This window comes from Paenibacillus wynnii (assembly GCF_030812855.1).
Classification (GTDB): Bacteria; Bacillota; Bacilli; order Paenibacillales; family Paenibacillaceae; genus Paenibacillus_AQ; species Paenibacillus_AQ wynnii_A.
Window position 1 is genome coordinate 1 of sequence record NZ_JAUSTK010000018.1, and the last position, 18,274, is coordinate 18,274.

Here is an 18,274-nt window from a genome sequence, read left to right on the forward strand (position 1 = left end):
CGCGATCGCTGCCTTTATGCGAACGGTAGATGATATGGTGGGTGTTTAGGATTTTGTTTTTCTTTTTGCAGACTTGGCACGTATAGTGGTCCCGAGCAAACACGTAATAGCGAACCTCGTGGTAGCTGAAGGTTTCTCCTTCTTGATATTCTTTGCCTTGGATCAAAGGATTCATCATTTTCTGCACATCAAATTTCCCGACTTCAAGTTGAAGCTTTGGATGTGGTAACAGCTTCGTAAAGGTGTCCACCCACCGAAAGGTATGCTGGATGCGGTTTTCAAGCGAAGGCGGTAACCAGCCTTCTGGACGTTTGGACGTGAGCGAAATGGAGGGTTTTATCCACTTTTTCTTTTTCTTATCAAAAACACGTTTGGTATTAAATTTGTATTTGCAGCGTCTGTAGCGCGTGTTTCGATTTCTACGGCTTCGGCGATACGTTTTGCGAGTTTCGAGCAGCGAACTAACATCTTGACGGAATTCAATTTCGCCGTGAGCGAAGATTTTATCTTCGCTGATGACAGCGATGCCGAGGTGTTTTACGCCTGTATCGACACCGACGTGAAGTTCTTGAACAGTCTCGCCTGTGGCTATAGTCAATTGAATCGCAAACGGTTGATAACCGACAATTCTTGCTTTTTGTTGCTTAAGTAAAAGCCTAGCTTTTCTTACCGAGCAGGGCATGAGTGCCTCTCCTCTTTTGTTTTTGACGAATACACGCATGTTTCGTCCCTCCTTAGAGTTTGTTTCCCTTCGCCAATGTTTGACATGCTTCGTGCCTCAGGTTGACCGTTCCGACCCAACAGAACTGTTACAGCGCCTGAACGACAAAGGTGCTAGAGAATTACACCAAGCCGTATTGACATGCCCAACGTAGCTTAAAGCTAAGGCTAGACAGCTAGGGCTTTTTCAAGCCCCCACTTCATAACGTTTTACCGTTTAAGTGGTGGGTAGTTGACATACAGGTTTATGGTCTTTCCTCAATTTTACTCCCTCAAAAGTAGGACGTATATACCACTTTCGTTTACTTTTAATCACTAATCCAGCGTTTATAATGAATACAAATATCCAAAAATCCATCCCATCTGGGAAAAGGAGGGTCCGTATGCACATTGGCATTTTTATGCACACCAATTACTTTGAAGATTTCTTCGTTAAAGGATTAGGTCTGAGTGAGGAAGAGTATGTAAGTTCCTATCACAACGATTTTTCCTTTGATTATGCACGGCTCTTGAACAAGAGCGGAATCCGTACGACGATTTACAATTTTACGCAGAAGGGTGGCCAAGTTCGGACCTACCGGCATGGGGTGGTGGATTGTACGATTAAATTTATACCGGTGAGCAAGCCTTATAAGGCTTATTGCGCCATTCCCTTTTCACATCGGACACCCATCGGCAAGTATGTCTCGCAGTATGTGTCCACGATACAGAGTAGTCTGGTTGATATTTTGAGGGAAGATGGAATTGACCTGATTTACGCTCAGGAATATGCTTCCGGCCGATTTGAAAGGCTAGCACTTACTGCCAAACAGCTGAATATACCGATCATTGCCGCCTATCACGGAGGCAGTATTCATAAATGGATTATGCCTATCAAAAAGCGTACGCTGCATAAGGCTTCTTTCCTAACCACACTTAATGAGGATGAGCACCGCAATATGGTTGCACAATTTCCGAATATGGCTGAACGGATAAAGCTTGTACCAAACTTCGTGAATTCAGCAATCTTTTACTTAAGGGATAAGAAAAAAGCCCAGGCTGCACTGGGACTCGACCCGGAAACCCGATATATCATCACCGTGGGCCGTTTGTTTGAGCATCAGAAAGGCCATTCCCTGTTGGTGGAGGCGGCAGAACAGCTGAAGGAATTCCCTCGACTGAAAATATTAATCGCCGGCAGCGGGCCTGATGAGCAGAGCTTAAAAGAGTTGATCGTACAAAAGGGGTTGGAGGATAGAGTCATTTTGCTGGGATCCATACGAGACAAGGAGATACTTGCCAACTATTATAATGCCTCCGAATTATTCGTACTCCCATCACGTTATGAAGGATTGCCTTTGGTTATTCTAGAGGCCAGCGCATGCGGACTTCCAACGGTGGCATTTAATGTTATGGGTGTAAGAGGTCTGGTTCAAGACGGAGTGAATGGACTGTTAGTGGAAAATCTTGATCCGCTTGGCCTTGCGGCCTCTTTGCAGAAGCTGTTGGAGGATGACAAGAGTCGTGAAGCCATGGGGGAGAACGCTCAAGAAATTGTCCGCTTGAACTATTCGGAAGAGATTACGAGCACCAAATTAATTGAATTGTTTAAGGAAAGCGTAGGCCGTGAGGCTGCGATGAGATGGTGGCCCATAAGCGGCGTATCAGAGAGCATTGTAATTCCGAAACTTCCCTTATTAGAGGGGCTGTCTCGAAAGTAGATATACGAATGAGACAATCTTTTGCACTTTAAAGCTGTAAAAGAAGCTAAAAAACTAGCCAGTCTCCGGGCATTGGAGACTGGCTAGTTTTCGTTTTTGATCCCTAGCGGCCTGCTCCACTAGGTTACTTGCCGTGACCTTTAGCTTTTTTACAGGTAGATTTAAGTGGAAAGTTATCCTTGGGTCTTTGAAGGATTGTAAAAACTTTTTCTGCTCAAAGCAGCGGAGAGGACGGAACGATTGTGGAAAAGCGGCAGCGGTCGCCCGAAAGTTTTCCAAAGGAAAACTAGCTTCGAAAGCATAAGCTGTGTCCGGATTTTCACCGCTAAGGGGAATGATAAAAAATCTGGAGAGCACAGCGATTGTAACAACGGTCCGTTCGCGGAGCGTCCACATCGAGAGAAGCGGTTTGAATTTAATTTAGTAAATTATTCGGAAGAAGTGAGCACGGCCCACTTTCGTATTGGCAACACGGCTAAGGTACTAAGTATCAAACAGACGGCTACAATATAAAAGGAGTAGTATACACCAATGCTGTCATTGGCGATGCCGATCAACAGATTCACCGCCATGGCAATCAGTGTGCCGCACATCAGAATTAGCCCGGTCACATAGGAGGCGCCTTCCTTAAAGGTTCCGCGGATTGTACTCATGAGGGTTGGATAGATCAGGGAGAAGAACAAGCCGGAAGCGGCGAATAGAATCAATCCGCTTTTTCCCAACGAAATCCCGATAATACACAGAACCGAAGCAATGGACCCATAAATAAGAACGCTGCGGAAATAGCCCAATTTGTCGGCAATAAAGCCACCGAAGATTCTTCCAAAGGTCATCAGGCCAAAAAACAAGGTCATATAAAGCGCCCTGCGCTCCGCATCCAAAGAGAATTCTTCACTCATATAATTGACGAACCAGTTGCCGATGCCATATTCTGCAGCTACATAAAAGCCGATGGCCGCGATATATAAGTACAGCAGCTTGTTGTGAAACAACTCCCTTTTTTTAAAGCTGCCTCCGCCGGTTTGCGGCTTATAAGGAATCCGCAGCAGCAGCAAGTAAATGAACAGGGCCACACAGCAGAATAGCATAATAAGGTAAAACGTCTGCCACTGAACCCCTTTTTTCAAAAGACTTCCCGTGACTTGCTGCATCGTTGTGTTCGCGGTTCCATAGGAGAAATTAACGAAATTCATAAGTACAGCCGTTGAAGCCACTGTCATAACGGGTCCCAAAGTATTTACCCCAACATTGAACATAGCGATTCCTGAGTTTAGGATCGATAAGCCTATGACTAGAACCCAAAAGGATTTACAGGTCACCAGCAGAACTAATGCACCCATAGCAATAATGATGCCGAGTGAGATGATTTTTTTGTAGCCGAATCTTTCAATTAAAATCCCGCCGATATATTGAAAAAGGGCATACATAAACAGGCATGCTGTGAGAACATAACCGATCTGCGTATTGCTGACACCAAAATCCTCTTTAAACAGTGGAACAAAAATGCCCTTAAAGTTGTCGCTCATCGCCACAATAACGTACATAAGCAGAAGCAGCAGTACGATTGGCCAGTTTTTATGCTTCTCTTGTGATTGGACCTCCATGAATATCTCTCCCTGTATACAGCAATAGTATCTATACGTTACTTGCCTAAACTACAGCATATAGAGAGAAAGATCAACATCCAAAACTTGAAATATTTAGAGAAAATGAAATTTGTAATTTTGATCATTTAACTATATAATAGTAAGTGACGAATATTTAGTAATTGAATAATAGGAGGCTAACTACATGAAAATAGATATTTGGTCCGATTATGCCTGTCCGTTCTGTTATATAGGTAAAAGAAGACTTGAGAATGCATTAAGCCAGTTCCCGCATCGTGATCAGGTGGAAGTTGTTTTTCGCAGCTTTCAATTAGATCCATCGGCAAAGGTACATGGTAACCCGGATATTCATGATATGCTTGCGGCTAAGTACGGAATGACCCGTGATAAAGCCAAAGCGATGAATGAACAGCTGGCGGAGCAGGCTAGAGGTGTCGGTTTGGATTTTCGATTCGACAGCATTGTGTCCACCAACACCTTTGACGGCCACCGGTTGACCCACTATGCAAGTAAGCAGGGGAAAGGTGCAGAAATGACGGAGCGACTGCTGCGTGCCTACTTTACGGATTCGGTGAATCTTGGGGATCGGTCTGTACTGGCACAGTTGGCTGGTGAAATCGGTTTGAATGAGCAAGAAACGCTCGATATGCTAGAATCAGATGCTTATGCCGATCAAGTAAACGGAGATATTGAGGAGGGGCAGCGTCTGGGAGTCACTGGTGTGCCGTTCTTTGTAATTAATAATAAGTATGCGATCTCGGGTGCACAACCCGGTCCTGTATTCACGGAGGTTCTAGATACCGTATGGGCGGAGGAGCAGAAGGCTCCAGGTTTGCAGCTAGTAGGGACTGATTCTTCAAAAGCTTCTTCCGAGGACGGCTGCTCGGACGGCTCTTGCGGCATTTAACGGTTTAATTGTTATGAAAAAGGCGAAGCAGAGGACTCCTCATGCTTTCGCCTTTTTTAACATAGGTTCTGTTATCTAAAAGAAGTTACAAAGCTCGTGAACAACGTTCTTACATCGAACTGATACTGGTTGATCGGTTCAATCGGCCGGTTGATGCCAAGCAGTGTATATATCGCAATTCTGGCTGCCCGCACGGAGTACTCCTCAGTAAAGACTACATCATCCGGGATTTCGCAATACTGCCCAACGAACGCCAAATTTGTCGAGCCTTCAGGAACCACCTTCGGTCTGTCACTGTTCAATCTAGGCATGAATTGGGAGGTGATATATGGCATCATACAAGGAATACAGTTGGCGGAAGCCATGATTTCGTCCTTATGCTCCTCAAAATGGAGATGCCCGATCAGCTCTTCCATAATTTCTTCCCCGGTACAATCACACATTCTTTTCTTCACAAAATCGCCGACCTTATCCGGATACAGTCCATAACCCCAGAACACTTTCACATGCTCCGGTTGATTGCGGAAATGCGGCTGGAAAGCCACTACGATAGACATGAACCAGCTGGAATCCTTGAAAGTAACCAAAGCGCCGGTTCCGGCACGGTTGCGCGAGAACTTCTCCATCAGATCGAAGAATTTGGAATCCTGGAAGGTTACGGTAAAAGATTCCCATTTCGATCCGTCTACATGGTCGTCGAAGGAGGAAGGATTGCCGAGACCCGGCTTTTTAGCAGCGATGTTCTCCCATAGCTTCCATGAGCTTCCCTTGCCGTTCAATTGTGGGGCGGAAGTCATGGAGCCGAGGCTGGAACTCTCAGTCATGGAACCGTTCGTGACGATTACGAGATCGCCCTCGTTCACATGGATTACATCTTCTACGTCTTCCCGCAGTACGTTCATCTTAGTCACTGTAATGCCGTCGCCGTCTTTAAACTCGAGGTCCGTTACTGTGCATTTTAGAGTGAAGTCTACGCCGAAGGGTTCAAGATACTTGTGCATCGGCAGAATGATGGAATCATATTGGTTGTATTGAGTTCGGGTTACTCCTTCAAGGGTTTGTATTCTTGGGAATTCATGAATGAAGCGAATCATATATCTTTTGAATTCAACAGCGCTGTGCCAAGGCTGGAAAGCGAAGGTAGTTGCCCACATATACCAGAAATTGGTCTCGAAAAAGTGCGGTGCGAACCAGTCGTTAATCCGCGCTTTGCCCATTTTATCTTCAGGAGTAAGGATCAGCTTCCCCAATGCCATCCGGTCAGCCATATCGAAGCCCATGGACAGAACATCTTCGACCTCACCCTTGCTGTTTACGAGCCGGGCGTTGGAATGTGTTGGATTGGCGGTATCAAAGGCTATAATTTCTTCTCTAACGGACATCCCCGGATGATCGATTGAAGGAATGGTCAGGAGCAGCTCCCATAAATTTTCATAGGCTTCATCATTAAGCATCCGCCCGCCTCGAATGACATAACCTTCCTCGACATCGCCTGCACCGTCGTTGCTGCCACCGAGAATTTTCATTTCTTCAATAATGTGAATGTTCTGTCCCGGAAAGTCACAGTCTCTGACGAGGTATGCTGCACCCGCAAGTGATGCAATTCCGCCGCCGACAAAATAAACCTGTTGATTACCGTACTCTTTTTTCACGATTGTCGCCTCCAAAGGTTACTGATTGCTATTTCATGAACCTAATGTAATACAAGGCTGACGCAGCGGGTATAATCAAAACCGCAGGAGTGTAAGGTTTTTGGTCACTTGGGGGAAAGTGTCTAGCTTTTAGACAAAATGTGCATACCATGGGAGAGCTCTCATGTCCGACATTGAGCATGTGGACTCGAATTAAGTGTGCGCGGATAATTTTGTGAACGTGTAATCGAAATAACAGCGCTCCCGAACTTTGAGAACTTAAACTTGTCGGAACTCTACTCCTTAAACTTTGCGCGCGTGAGCATTTAATTTAGTGGGAAAAAACCCCTCTAATTTTGGATTAAGACCAATGTTTGAACATTTAGAGGGAAAAATTCCTACTAATCCTGCCGTATCCGCTCAAATGGGGCATATATCCTTGTGTATCTCAACATTAGACGGAAAAAATCCCTCTAATTCATTTTTAAAAGACGCTAATGCTCAATTAGAGGGATTTTTTCCCTGTAAATTGGTCAACCCAACCCAACCCGGCATATTCAACTGATAAGCAATAAAAAAACCGCCGAACCCAAAGGTTACGACGGTCGTTTCTCGTATGTGTGCAAGGCCTTTAGGAAGTTTCCTTCAATCAGTCCGCTTAGCTTCGTAATGATCAGTTTCGGTTCATCCTTCATACCGTTTCTCATCCACTGGATCATGAGGCCGGTGAATGCCAGCGTATAAAAGTTCGCAATAAACCGTTTATCTTCGCCCCTCACCTCAAGTCCCGAGGCCAGTTCATTAATGACACCCATAATGAGGTCATTCGTCACTTCGTACAGGTAAGCGTCCAGATGGTTTCGCCCCAGGGAATCCAAAGTGTTGCAGCAGAAGGCTTTATTTCTTTCGATATAGCAGAAGATACGGTAAAATCCATCCGTCCACGTATTGTAGCTCCGATATTGGGCGATGCTTTCGACCGCTTCAGTCTTATAAATCCAGCCAAGAAGATCGAATATATCCTGAAAATGATAATAAAAGGTTTGCCTGTTCAATCCGCAATCATCCACCAGATGTTTGACGGAAATCTTATTGAGCGGTGTATGTTCCATAAGGCTTTTTAACGAATGGGCGAGCGCATTTTTGGTTAGGAAGGAATTGGACACGGTAACAACACCTTTAAGAGCAGAATTTTAATGCTTAAGGGTAGGTCACAACTACGGGTTCCTGCGCTGCCGCTTCATAATCAAATTAATCCCTTCGACTACCAGACCGATTGCAAATCCTCCAACCATAAATACGACAAAGGTCAGAAACCCGGCGAGATCCTCCCAGCCCTGTAGATCCCTTGAAGTGTACGCATACATTAATATCATCCCGAGCGTAATGCCAGCAGTGGAGAGCAGCCACAAGTAGCGCGCACCCAGCCATCCGAAACCGTTAAGGATACCGGAGACAACAAAGGCAAAGAGTGCAAAGCGAAGCACTATAATGATGTCCATACTCTGACCCAGAAAAGCAAATCGATAGAGACTCAGCAGCATCCACAGCACCAGTCCATAAACTCCAAACCATATGAACCAGCTTTTGCTTTTTACAGGAGGCATAATGTTCATTTTTGACCCACCCCGATCTCAAAGGTATCATGCTGTCTAATCCAGGACTAGAGGGTTTCCAGCTCTTCTGCACTCTGAATCATATGCTTTAGCAGCTCGGGAATATCCTCCATCTGATCTTCATTAATCTGGCGTTTGAACTTAAGTTCAATGGTATTATTACAGGTCTCTTGTTCCTGCTCGTAGATAAAGCTCAAGGTCTGAACCGGCTGTAAATCCGGGCCCCAAATGGCGAACAGTGTATTTTGAATGTCCTCGCATTGATCACTTTCATCTTCGACTTCCATATAAAATCTAAGCAGCAGCATGCAGCCGGGAGAAGCTCCGGGAACTTCCAGGATCTCATCTCCCAAATCTTTTATAGAGGAAAATAGTACAACTTGGGCGGTTACTTTTTCGCTATCCTTCAATCGAAAGGAAACCCTGAATTCCCTGGACATCAGGGCCAAATCTAGCAGATCTGCGCGATCTGTAACTTCTATAACCCCATCCAGATTGTCCAAATCATAGATCTGATTTTCAAAAGCATACTTAACATTTTCGAAGACTGTGGGGTGGAACACGACGGGCACCTTCTTTTGTTTCTTTATATTGTATCATGACGCTAAAAGCATTGATAATGTTTCAAAGCATGGGCTTGCTGCATCAAGAGGCGGAGTCTGTTGTTGTTCCTGGTTTTGAAGTTACGGCCATCGATACAAAAGGAGCAGGTGATGCCTTTTTTGGAGGCTCCTGTATAAGGTGCTTAGAAGAAATACTTTATTGAACCATTTTACAAAGTTGGATTATCTAGTTATTTTCGAAGAAACTTAAATTTGAATGTTTTTGCTCATTTTTTTTAATTGACAGTGCAAAAAAAGCAGATTATAATTCAGACTATAATTAGGTAATCGATTAAATGATATATAGTAGTCATAAATGAGCATAAAGAGTCAAAGTTAATATTCTCTGGATAATATTAACTTTCGTTTATAACGGCTTAATGTAAGCGCTTCTACTGGAATTATTACTTTAAGGGGGTGGTCAGGAAGATTAAAGTGATAGGAGATTCAGGGGGCATCGGAAATTTTAAAAGGGGAGGTGTCTTATAAGGAGCGAATTCGACGGTCTACGGCTAAATAGATATCGTCCAGATTCACTCATGGTTGATTTCAACTGCAAAGCGTCACATATTTTGAATGAAATGAAAACGCTTTTATAAAAATTATTGGAGGTATTCCATTGAAAAATACTAAGTCCTTAATGATCCTAATTTCTGTGTTTCTTCTAGTTGTGCTGTCCGCTTGTTCCTCAAATAATAATACAGCTTCGAACAATAAAGGAGAGAATAAAGCGGCGAATACAACGGATACAGCTGCAACTGCGGAACCGGATAAGGAAGCGAAGAAGCTCAAAATAGGTTTGACTGTGCCGTCACTAAGCAATCCGTTCTTTGTGGCAATGTCCAAAGGTGCTCAAGAAGTAGCAACCAAATATAACGCTGAAGTTATAACTGTAAGTGCTGATCAGGATCTCGCTAAGCAAACGGCGCAAATTGAAGACTTCATTACCAAAAAAGTAGACCTGATTCTTCTGAGTCCTTTTGATTCCAAAGGCATCGCTGCAGCCGTTCAACAAGCCAAAACTGCCGGCATCCCCGTAATTTGTGTGGACGGTTCTGCTGATGGTGGAATTGATTCCGTCGTTATGTCTGATAATGTGATGGCCGGAACACTGGCAGCACAGTACCTTGCTGATCGTCTTGGAGGAAAAGGCAATATTGTTATTATTGACGGTCCCCCGGTATCCGCTGTAACAGACCGAATTAAAGGATTTGAAGAAGGAATTAAAGCTTTCCCCGATATTAAAGTAATTTCCAAGCAAAACGGAGAAGGAAACCGTGAGAAGGCTCTAAGCGTTATGGAGAACATTCTTCAAGCGAATAAGGAAATCAACGCAGTATTCGCTATTAATGACCCTGAAGGTGTGGGCGTAAAAATTGCCGCAGAACAAGCAGGACGAGGCGATGAGTTCTTTATCGTAGGTGTTGACGGTGCACCTGAAGCTGTTGATGCACTGAAAGAAAAGAAAGCCTTCGCAGCAACATCTGCCCAGTTCCCTAATGAAATGGTTCTGAAAGCGGTAGAAATCGGCATCAAAATTCTTGATGGTGAAAAAGTAGAACAGCAAATCCTGATTCCGGTAGAACTGATTACCCAAGACAACGTGGATTCTTACAGAGGCTGGTAAAAGGTAGTTCCGGTGGTGTCCTTACTTAGGGCACCACCTGCTTTACCTGTATAGATCCAAATTCAAAAATTGAGGCCATATGGGAGTGAAGGAGGAATTGACTGTGTCTTCTGCAGTAGATTCACAATTATATCGGACGTCCAAAGAAGACCGTTCGAAAGAAATCATCCTAAGCATGGAAGCTATTCATAAATCCTTTTCAGGTGTACAGGTACTCCGCAATATTAATCTGGAGCTGCACAAAGGCGAAGTCCATGCCTTAATGGGTGAGAACGGCGCTGGAAAATCAACTCTAATGAAAATTATGGCAGGCATTTATCGCCCGGACTCCGGCAGGATCATTTATAAAGGTGAAGAAATGGTTTGGCACAACCCCCTAGAAGCAAGAGGGAAAGGGATCAGCGTCATTCATCAAGAAATAAGCTTGTCACCGAATCTGACGATCGGCGAAAACATTCTTATGGGAACCAAGTTTCCCAAGAATAAACTGGGCCTTGTGCAATGGGATGAGATTTTCAAAAAAACGAAAATAGTCCTGGAATCGATTGGTTCTGATTTAAATCCAAAGCTCAGAGTATCGGAACTGAGTGTTGCCCAGCAGCAAATTGTAGAGATTGCCAGGGCACTGTCATTTAATTCTGAAGTATTGATTATGGATGAGCCCACAGCTTCATTGACCGATAAAGAAATCGACAAGTTATTTGTCATCATTAACGATCTAAGAGAAAAAGGTGTAGCTATCGTCTATATCTCTCACCGGATGGATGAAATTTTCAAGATTTCAGACCGGTGTACGATTCTCCGTGACGGTCAATGGATTTCCAGTCACCCGATTGCAGAAACCAATCCCGAACAGCTTGTTAAGCAAATGGTCGGTAGAGATTTAAACGACCTTTTCCAGAAGAAATTCTCCCCGCCGGTCACTCCACAGGGAGAACCTGTTCTAGAACTCATCGATGTATGCGATAAGGGGATTGTCAAGAACATCTCCCTGAAAATCTATCCAGGAGAGATTGTTGGATTGGCAGGTTTAGTTGGTGCAGGACGGACGGAGCTAATCAGAGCCATATTCGGTATCAGTAAAATGACAAGCGGAGTAATCAAGCTGAACGGTAAGCCGGTGAACATAAAGTCGCCAATTGAAGCGATGAAGCATGGCATTGCACACGTACCGGAGAGTAGAAAGGAACAAGGTTTATTCCCCAATCTTTCTGTCAAAGAGAACATGATTATGAACCAGATGCATCTTTACCGCAAAGGCGGAGTTCTTCAATATGCGAGCATGAACGCTGAGATCGACAAGTATATGAAGGATCTGGGTGTCCGCGCAGCCTCCACTGAACAGAACGTAATGGGCCTTAGCGGAGGAAATCAGCAGAAGATCGTTATTGCCCGCTGGTTATCCATCGGCCCGAAGGTATTGCTGCTGGATGAGCCTACACGTGGAGTGGATGTAGGGGCGAAAACTGAGATTCATAAAATCATATGCGAGTTAGCGGAAAAAGGACTAGCGGTGCTGATGGTTTCTTCGGAGCTCCCTGAGATCCTTGGAGTAAGCGATCGAATTCTCGTAATGCATGAAGGGAAGCTGAAGGCAGAACTGTCCAAAGAAGAAGCAACCCAGGAAAAAATAATGTATTTTGCAACAGGGGAGATAAAAAAATGAATCCAAATACACAACTCTCATCGGGTAATTCCGTATCGTTGAAGCAGAAGGTTCTGCCGGTCTGGAATCAGCTTGGCATGCTGATTATCCTGATATTACTCTGTATCATCATGGCTATATTCGCTCCTTATTTTACAGAGGTTAATAACGTACTGAATATCCTAAAGCAATCCTCCATTACGGCGATACTCGCTGCAGGGATGACCGTAGTTATTCTCACCGGAGGGATTGACCTATCGGTTGGTTCTACCCTTGCATTATCTGGTGTTATTTCCGTAATGTTGTCTAATGCGGGCTTCCCTCCTTTGCTAGCGATGCTTGCTGGAATAGGGACAGGTTACCTGGCCGGTGTAATTAACGGGTATTTTACAGCGGTTACGAAGCTGCCTGCTTTTGTCGTTACTCTTGGCAGCATGACATATCTCCGGGGGATCGCTTTTGTTATAAGCGGTGGTTTGCCTTTGGTGCTAAAGAATAAGTTTTTCATTTTTTTCGGTGCAGGTTCCATTCTTGGTATCCCGACACCCATCTACATTATGATGGTCGTTTATGTCATTATGTTCTTTGTATTAAAATACACGATGTTCGGTCGCCACGTTTACGCTATTGGCGGTAATGAAGAAGCCGCCCGCTTAACCGGTATTAAAGTGGAGAAGACATTGATTAACGTATATTCCATTAGTGGTCTGATGGCCGGTATCGCTGGTGTGGTAATGGCTGGTCGCGTCATCTCCGGTCAACCGAATGCCGGCGTGAGCTTTGAGCTGGATGCCATTGCGGCTGTTATTTTGGGAGGAACGAGCTTTGTAGGTGGGGTAGGACGAATTCAGGGAACGATTATCGGCGTATTGATTATGGCTGTTTTAAGTAACGGTCTAACGCTGCTGAATGTTGATTTTTATTGGCAAATGATTGTAAAAGGGCTTGTCATTGTAATTGCTGTACTCTTGGATAAGCTTCGCAATTAGTCCACCCGTTTTAAGTGTATCCCTGTCAGTTCATCTTGAGGTTGATTTGGCAGGGATATCTCTTATCTAACTAGGAAGGACTCAAAGGTGAAATAAGGGGGTTGGGAGAAGGATGACAATCAGAATCAAAGACGTCGCTAAGGAAGCAGGGGTTTCAACAGCTACAGTTTCACATGTAATTAACGATACCAAATTTGTGTCGGATGAAGTGAAACTGAAAGTTGAGGAAGCCATGAAACGGCTCCAATATATCCCTAACATGGTGGCGAGGTCTCTCCGAAGCCGGAAATCAAATACAATCGGATTAATTGTACCGATTAAGGCTAACGACAATTCTAACAACTTTTTTATTTCTGTAGCTAATGGAATTGAAGATGTTCTGCGTAAAAATGGCTATCATTTATTATTAAGCAATTCGCATGAAGATCCAATCGAGGAGATTGAGCGGATAAAAATGTTTAATACGCAGCGCATTGACGGTCTGATAATTGCCCCTACCTCCGGAATCACCCGTGACAATTGTAGTCTATTTGGTAATTACCCTATTGTATTCTTTGACCGAAGACCTGAGGGGGTAACAGGAGACTGGATTTTGGTAGATGGAATGAAAAGTGCGTACAACGGAGTTTCAGCCTTAATTAAAAAGGGACACCGTAAGATAGGATTTATTGCAGGAAGGATGGATATTCCTACAAGTAAAGACCGGTTTAATGGATACCGAAAGGCTTTAGAGGACTATGGCATTGGGTTCAATGAGGAGTATATTCGGATAGGCGACTTGAACAGGGCCTCGGGGTATGAGATGACCAAGGAACTAATCGGACAAGAAGCCATAACGGCAGTCTTCGTAGCTAATAACGCTATGAGTCTTGGAGCCGTAAAATATTTGAAGGAGAACCATTATGATATTCCCGGCGACATAGCACTAATTGGATTTGATGATTATGAATGGACAGGAATAGTTCATCCACCCCTATCAGTTATCCGTCAGCCTTCCAGCGAAGTGGGGAGAAAAGCGGCGGAAATTATGCTTAAACGTATAAAACGGTCTGGATCCAAATGCCAGGGACATTTGTTGGAGGCGGAATTAGTTGTACGAGGTTCTTTTTGAACGATAAAGAAGCGAATCCGGACGACCTACGGCTAAATAGATGTCGTTCAGATTCACCCTTGGTTGATTCCGCATAATGGTCACATTATACATTTAATATTATGTCATGCCTTATAAGTAGATTTCAAGGAGTAACCCATATGAAGATATTCCAGATTAAATCACTCCGGCTAAAAATTCTGATGTTTACTTTACCGATGCTGCTATTAACCATGACCGTCCTCTCCTGGTTTACTTACCAGAACTCCAAACAGTTGATAAACAAAGAGATCGAGACCAAAATGCAATATCTCTTGAATTCTACTATTCAGGAGATGCAGACGAAGCTGGTTTCCCATATGAAGCTGCCCCAGACTTTGGCGCGTACTGTTGAATCCGCCGGGGATGTCATGTCTAAAGATAAGATGTATTCGCTTATTGGAAAGTATTTATCTACTAATGAAGAAACGTTTGGCATCGGGGTATGGTACGAACCTTATCAATATAAAGATTATTTGAAATTTTTCGGTTCCTACGCCTATCGGTTTAACGGTCAGATTTTATATTCAGAAGATTATAATACAGAATCCTACAATTATCCCAACCAGTCATGGTATAAAATCGCCATGGATACAGCGGATACAATAGTGTGGACCGATCCCTATTATGATGAGAATTCTAAGTCGACCATATTAACAACAGCTGCCCCCTTTTACCACTTTGATGGAACACTCAAAGGGGTTGTTACAGCAAATATCAACTTTGATCATTTACAAAGCATTGTTTCAAATATAAAAGCAGGTACAACTGGCCGGGCACTTCTAGTTGATAAAAAGGGTACTTATCTGTTTGATAAAGACAAGAAGAAGGTGCTGACAGCAAATGTTGCTAATGATTCCAATGCGAGCCTTTCACAGGCGGGAAAGAGGATATTAGACAATGCATCGGGGTCAACTTTTTATGAGGACAATGGATATAATTATCGTGTTTATTATCAGGAAGTACCAGAAACCTCATGGAAGTTGGCTATGGTTATTCCGGAGTCCGAACTGTTTGCGCCACTAAATGACCTGCTGGTGAAATCTATCCTGATTATTGCAGGGGCTATGCTCTTTGTAGTTATCCTTATCTATGTATTCTCCAGTTATCTTACGGGCCAAATCAAAAAGGTAAACCGATTTGCCGAGAGTATGGCCCATGGGGATTTCACTAATACAATCGATATTGGTTCAGCGGATGAATTAGGCAACATGTCTGAGCAGTTGAATGGAATGGTACATCAGTTAAACGTAGTCTTAAGAAAAGTGTACAGCAGCTCCGATCAGGTTGCGGATACGTCCGTTCAGTTAATGCTGAGTACAGAACAAACGGCAAAAGCGGCTGAAGAGATCTCTTGCCAAATTCAGGAGGTATCCGTTGGCAGCGGTGTTCAGGTCAATCAGATGAATGAAGCAAACGTTAAGATACAGGACACCCACGAAAGGCTGAAAGTGATGTCAGATAAGATGGTTTCTGCTTCATCATTAATACGGCATACATTGAAGCAAGCACAGTCAGGGAATGAAGAAATTCAGGAGGCCGTACATCTTATTCAGGATGTTCACAGTAAAACTGAAGAATCTGTACGAATTATCGAATTGTTAAGCGCAAAATCTTCAGAAATTAACAAGATTGTAAATCTTGTCTCCCAAATTTCGCAGCGAACTACAATACTGGCGTTAAATGCCGGAATTATCGCCTCCCAATCAGGTTCAAATGGCAAAGCTTTTGCTGTAGTGGCACAGGAAATCCGCGGCTTGGCTGAGAATTCTTCGGAAGCAGGCCTGGAAATTCAGAATTTGATTCGTGAAGTTCAAAGCGAAATGAAGAATGCCGTAGTAATCATGGAGAGTAGCACGAAAGCTGTTCATTTCTGCAAAGAAAAAACGGAGTCTGCCGGATTGTCCTTTGACGTCATCGTGTCGGCTGTTACGGAGATTACGGAGGATACCGGTGCGGTTGGAGATGATATCGGCTTCATCCATTCGGATATGGAAAATCTGATAGAAATGATTGAGAAGATTACAGAGATTTCAGCAGATTCCGCTGATCGCTCAACTTCCGTATCGGCGGCAACCGAAGAACAAATGGCATCCATGCAGGAGATCTCCTCAAGTGCGGCAATTCTAACCACGCTAGCCGGGGAATTAAGGGAAACGGTCGAAATATTCAGGTTATAGTGCGTTTTATTGACAGTTCTGATATCAAGAAGTATGTTAATAAAAAACACTCTAAGATGAGGTTCTTAATATGGCTGCTCGAATTAAAGATGTTGCACAACATGCCGGTGTTTCCACTGCGACTGTATCTCATGTGATCAATCAAACGAGATATGTGTCTCAAGAAGTGGTACTAAAGGTTAAACAGGCGATGGATGAACTGAATTATACCCCTAACCCCGTGGCTCGTTCCTTACGGAACAAAAAATCCGGCATTATAGGGCTGATTGTACCGATCCGAAATAATGATAACTCTAACCATTTTTTTATGTCCATTGCGAATGGGATTGAAAGCATTCTCAAATCTGCAGGTTATCATTTATTGCTCAGCAATTCTCAAGAAAATCACGAAGAAGAAATGCGTTGCATAAAGATGTTTAACACCCAAAATATCGACGGGTTAATTATTGCACCGACGGAGGGGACTCCCTTATATAAGAAGGAGGGTGTCAGCGCCGATTATCCTATTGTATTCGTAGACCGTAAACCTAAAAGTGAAATTAGGTTTGGCGATTGTATCGTCTCAGATAGTTCAGAGGGAACGTACCAGGGCATTAAGGCACTGGTGGACAAAGGCTATAAGAAGATAGGCTATATCACTAGCGAACTAGGGTTAACTTCCGTGGATGAACGGATGGAAGGCTATAAAACGGCCTTAATGGACAGTGGAATTAAGTTCGATGAATCTCTCGTATGGATAGGCGAAGGAACTCAGGAGAACGGCTATGAATACACCCGTAAATTGACTACTGAACAGGCTGTAGATGCACTCTTTGTAGCCAATAATATCATGGGAAAAGGAGTCATCACGTATATCCGTGACGCAGGTCTGAGGGTTCCAGATCAACTAGGAGTGATTGTGTATGATGACTATGAATGGACAGAAGTCATGGACCCACCCATATCTGTCATCCAACAGCAATCGTTTGAGCTGGGAAGAAAGTCAGCGGAAGTAATGATTAGCAGGATACAGCATCCGGATAAGCCGTTTGAAGATTACCGATTGCCTGCAGAGTTAATAGTTCGGGGTTCTTTTTAATATCAAGGATGCCTTAGGAACAAAGAATTGAAAAGCGATCTACACTTGTTGTGATATCGCTTTTTTATTTAAATATAATACAATCGATTACGTAATCGATTAACAAGATGGAGGAGCGAATTATATATGAAAATTTATAAGATTCAAGATGTGGAAGGTTTCTTCTCGGTGTTGGATAAATGCAAAGGGGTGGTGGAGTTAATCACTACTGAAGGAGATCGTCTGAATTTAAAATCTAAACTGTCTCAATATCTTGCCCTAAGCAAAATGTTTAAAGAAGCGGATATCGAGAATATTGAGCTGATTGCCCATGAGCCAGAAGATGTAGATTTATTGTTCCGTTTTATCATGCAGGATAGAGAAAGAGATTGACGGCAGAACTTTAAGTGAATGGAGGTGACGGATTAATGGCTGCAGAAATTAAGAAGGTCACAGAGGTTGGCAGGAGTGTCAACGGCTACTGTCTCCCATGTCGTCAACCAAACACGATTCGTTTCTAAAGAGAAGAAGATGAGAGTATTCCTTGCTGCAGAATTGGACTATAAGCCCAATTCTGCAGCAAGGAGCTTGAGAAGCCAAATATATAATACTGTTGGATTGATCATTCCTGCTTTGCCATCGGACACCTCCAATTTCTTTTTTGCTAATGTTGCATCTGGCATCAGAGCAAGCTCCGGCAACACGGCTACCATTTGCTGTTAAGCACCAATATTGAAGAATCAATAGAGGTCGAGAAGGAACAAATACGCATTGATCCGCATCTCCATGAAAGCGTTATCTTATAACTGAAACCGTTCATTCTAAGGCGGAAAAGCCGATTCTCTAAGCAGCAGTTCTCCAAGG

16 protein-coding genes and 1 pseudogene are annotated in these 18,274 nt (G+C 43.6%); 10 read left to right on the forward strand and 7 right to left on the reverse strand.

What is annotated here, in order from left to right:
- A partial coding sequence (locus J2T20_RS16585) for an RRXRR domain-containing protein (protein ID WP_307590201.1) occupies positions 1-721 on the reverse strand: 721 nt, incomplete at its 3' end.
- A gap of 382 nt (positions 722-1,103) precedes the next feature.
- Between J2T20_RS16585 and J2T20_RS16590 the strand changes: the two genes are divergently transcribed.
- Positions 1,104-2,420 (forward strand): glycosyltransferase family 4 protein, encoded by a 1,317-nt coding sequence (locus J2T20_RS16590; protein WP_307590202.1) that lies wholly within the window; start codon positions 1,104-1,106, stop codon positions 2,418-2,420.
- Positions 2,421-2,848: 428 nt separating this feature from the next.
- Here J2T20_RS16590 and J2T20_RS16595 read toward each other — a convergent pair whose 3' ends face one another.
- Positions 2,849-4,024, reverse strand: coding sequence for an MFS transporter (locus J2T20_RS16595; protein ID WP_307590204.1), 1,176 nt, complete (start codon positions 4,022-4,024; stop codon positions 2,849-2,851).
- A gap of 187 nt (positions 4,025-4,211) precedes the next feature.
- Between J2T20_RS16595 and J2T20_RS16600 the strand changes: the two genes are divergently transcribed.
- A complete protein-coding gene (locus J2T20_RS16600) occupies positions 4,212-4,934 on the forward strand; it encodes a DsbA family oxidoreductase (protein WP_307590205.1) in 723 nt (240 codons plus the stop codon).
- A gap of 71 nt (positions 4,935-5,005) precedes the next feature.
- Here the strand turns inward: J2T20_RS16600 and J2T20_RS16605 are convergent, their stop codons facing one another.
- The 4 genes from J2T20_RS16605 to J2T20_RS16620 all read right to left on the reverse strand — a co-directional run bounded on the left by J2T20_RS16605 (position 5,006) and on the right by J2T20_RS16620 (position 8,744).
- Positions 5,006-6,586, reverse strand: a complete 1,581-nt coding sequence (locus J2T20_RS16605) for an oleate hydratase (protein ID WP_307590206.1) — start codon at positions 6,584-6,586, stop codon at positions 5,006-5,008.
- A 575-nt stretch (positions 6,587-7,161) separates the two neighbouring features.
- Positions 7,162-7,731: a dihydroxyacetone kinase transcriptional activator DhaS gene (gene dhaS / locus J2T20_RS16610; RefSeq protein ID WP_307590208.1), complete on the reverse strand. Its 570-nt coding sequence runs from the start codon at positions 7,729-7,731 to the stop codon at positions 7,162-7,164.
- Between the two features lie 51 nt (positions 7,732-7,782).
- The gene (locus J2T20_RS16615) at positions 7,783-8,181 is read right to left on the reverse strand and encodes a hypothetical protein (RefSeq protein ID WP_307590209.1); all 399 of its coding nucleotides are present in this window, start codon (positions 8,179-8,181) and stop codon (positions 7,783-7,785) included.
- A 47-nt stretch (positions 8,182-8,228) separates the two neighbouring features.
- Positions 8,229-8,744, reverse strand: a complete 516-nt coding sequence (locus J2T20_RS16620) for a hypothetical protein (protein ID WP_307590211.1) — start codon at positions 8,742-8,744, stop codon at positions 8,229-8,231.
- 658 nt (positions 8,745-9,402) lie between these two features.
- Between J2T20_RS16620 and J2T20_RS16625 the strand changes: the two genes are divergently transcribed.
- From J2T20_RS16625 to J2T20_RS16660, 8 genes and pseudogenes are all read left to right on the forward strand, one after another.
- Positions 9,403-10,410: an ABC transporter substrate-binding protein gene (locus J2T20_RS16625; RefSeq protein WP_307590213.1), complete on the forward strand. Its 1,008-nt coding sequence runs from the start codon at positions 9,403-9,405 to the stop codon at positions 10,408-10,410.
- Between the two features lie 103 nt (positions 10,411-10,513).
- The gene (locus tag J2T20_RS16630) at positions 10,514-12,076 is read left to right on the forward strand and encodes a sugar ABC transporter ATP-binding protein (RefSeq protein WP_307590215.1); all 1,563 of its coding nucleotides are present in this window, start codon (positions 10,514-10,516) and stop codon (positions 12,074-12,076) included.
- Positions 12,073-13,044 carry an ABC transporter permease gene (locus J2T20_RS16635; RefSeq protein ID WP_307590217.1) on the forward strand — a complete coding sequence of 324 codons (972 nt, stop codon included), beginning with the start codon at positions 12,073-12,075 and terminating at the stop codon, positions 13,042-13,044. Before J2T20_RS16630 ends, J2T20_RS16635 begins: the two co-directional genes overlap by 4 nt.
- A gap of 112 nt (positions 13,045-13,156) precedes the next feature.
- Positions 13,157-14,155, forward strand: a complete 999-nt coding sequence (locus J2T20_RS16640) for a LacI family DNA-binding transcriptional regulator (RefSeq protein WP_307590219.1) — start codon at positions 13,157-13,159, stop codon at positions 14,153-14,155.
- A gap of 140 nt (positions 14,156-14,295) precedes the next feature.
- On the forward strand, positions 14,296-16,353 hold the full coding sequence (locus J2T20_RS16645; protein WP_307590221.1) for a methyl-accepting chemotaxis protein: 2,058 nt from the start codon (positions 14,296-14,298) through the stop codon (positions 16,351-16,353).
- Between the two features lie 70 nt (positions 16,354-16,423).
- On the forward strand, positions 16,424-17,431 hold the full coding sequence (locus J2T20_RS16650; protein ID WP_307590223.1) for a LacI family DNA-binding transcriptional regulator: 1,008 nt from the start codon (positions 16,424-16,426) through the stop codon (positions 17,429-17,431).
- A 126-nt stretch (positions 17,432-17,557) separates the two neighbouring features.
- Positions 17,558-17,803, forward strand: coding sequence for a hypothetical protein (locus J2T20_RS16655; RefSeq protein WP_036649429.1), 246 nt, complete (start codon positions 17,558-17,560; stop codon positions 17,801-17,803).
- A gap of 75 nt (positions 17,804-17,878) precedes the next feature.
- Positions 17,879-17,929 (forward strand): annotated as a pseudogene (locus J2T20_RS16660) (hypothetical protein); the annotation flags it as partial.
- 41 nt (positions 17,930-17,970) lie between these two features.
- Here J2T20_RS16660 and J2T20_RS16665 read toward each other — a convergent pair.
- Positions 17,971-18,093: a hypothetical protein gene (locus tag J2T20_RS16665; protein WP_307590358.1), complete on the reverse strand. Its 123-nt coding sequence runs from the start codon at positions 18,091-18,093 to the stop codon at positions 17,971-17,973.
- Between the last annotated feature and the right edge of the window lie 181 nt (positions 18,094-18,274).

Coding starts and splice junctions, on each gene's coding strand:
- J2T20_RS16645 (WP_307590221.1), top strand. CDS start 14,296: ATGAAGATATTCCAGATTAAATCACTCCGGCTAAAAATTCTGATGTTT.
- J2T20_RS16640 (WP_307590219.1), top strand. CDS start 13,157: ATGACAATCAGAATCAAAGACGTCGCTAAGGAAGCAGGGGTTTCAACA.
- J2T20_RS16665 (WP_307590358.1), bottom strand. CDS start 18,093: ATGCCAGATGCAACATTAGCAAAAAAGAAATTGGAGGTGTCCGATGGC.
- J2T20_RS16590 (WP_307590202.1), top strand. CDS start 1,104: ATGCACATTGGCATTTTTATGCACACCAATTACTTTGAAGATTTCTTC.
- J2T20_RS16655 (WP_036649429.1), top strand. CDS start 17,558: ATGAAAATTTATAAGATTCAAGATGTGGAAGGTTTCTTCTCGGTGTTG.
- J2T20_RS16650 (WP_307590223.1), top strand. CDS start 16,424: ATGGCTGCTCGAATTAAAGATGTTGCACAACATGCCGGTGTTTCCACT.
- J2T20_RS16615 (WP_307590209.1), bottom strand. CDS start 8,181: ATGAACATTATGCCTCCTGTAAAAAGCAAAAGCTGGTTCATATGGTTT.
- J2T20_RS16635 (WP_307590217.1), top strand. CDS start 12,073: ATGAATCCAAATACACAACTCTCATCGGGTAATTCCGTATCGTTGAAG.
- J2T20_RS16600 (WP_307590205.1), top strand. CDS start 4,212: ATGAAAATAGATATTTGGTCCGATTATGCCTGTCCGTTCTGTTATATA.
- J2T20_RS16595 (WP_307590204.1), bottom strand. CDS start 4,024: ATGGAGGTCCAATCACAAGAGAAGCATAAAAACTGGCCAATCGTACTG.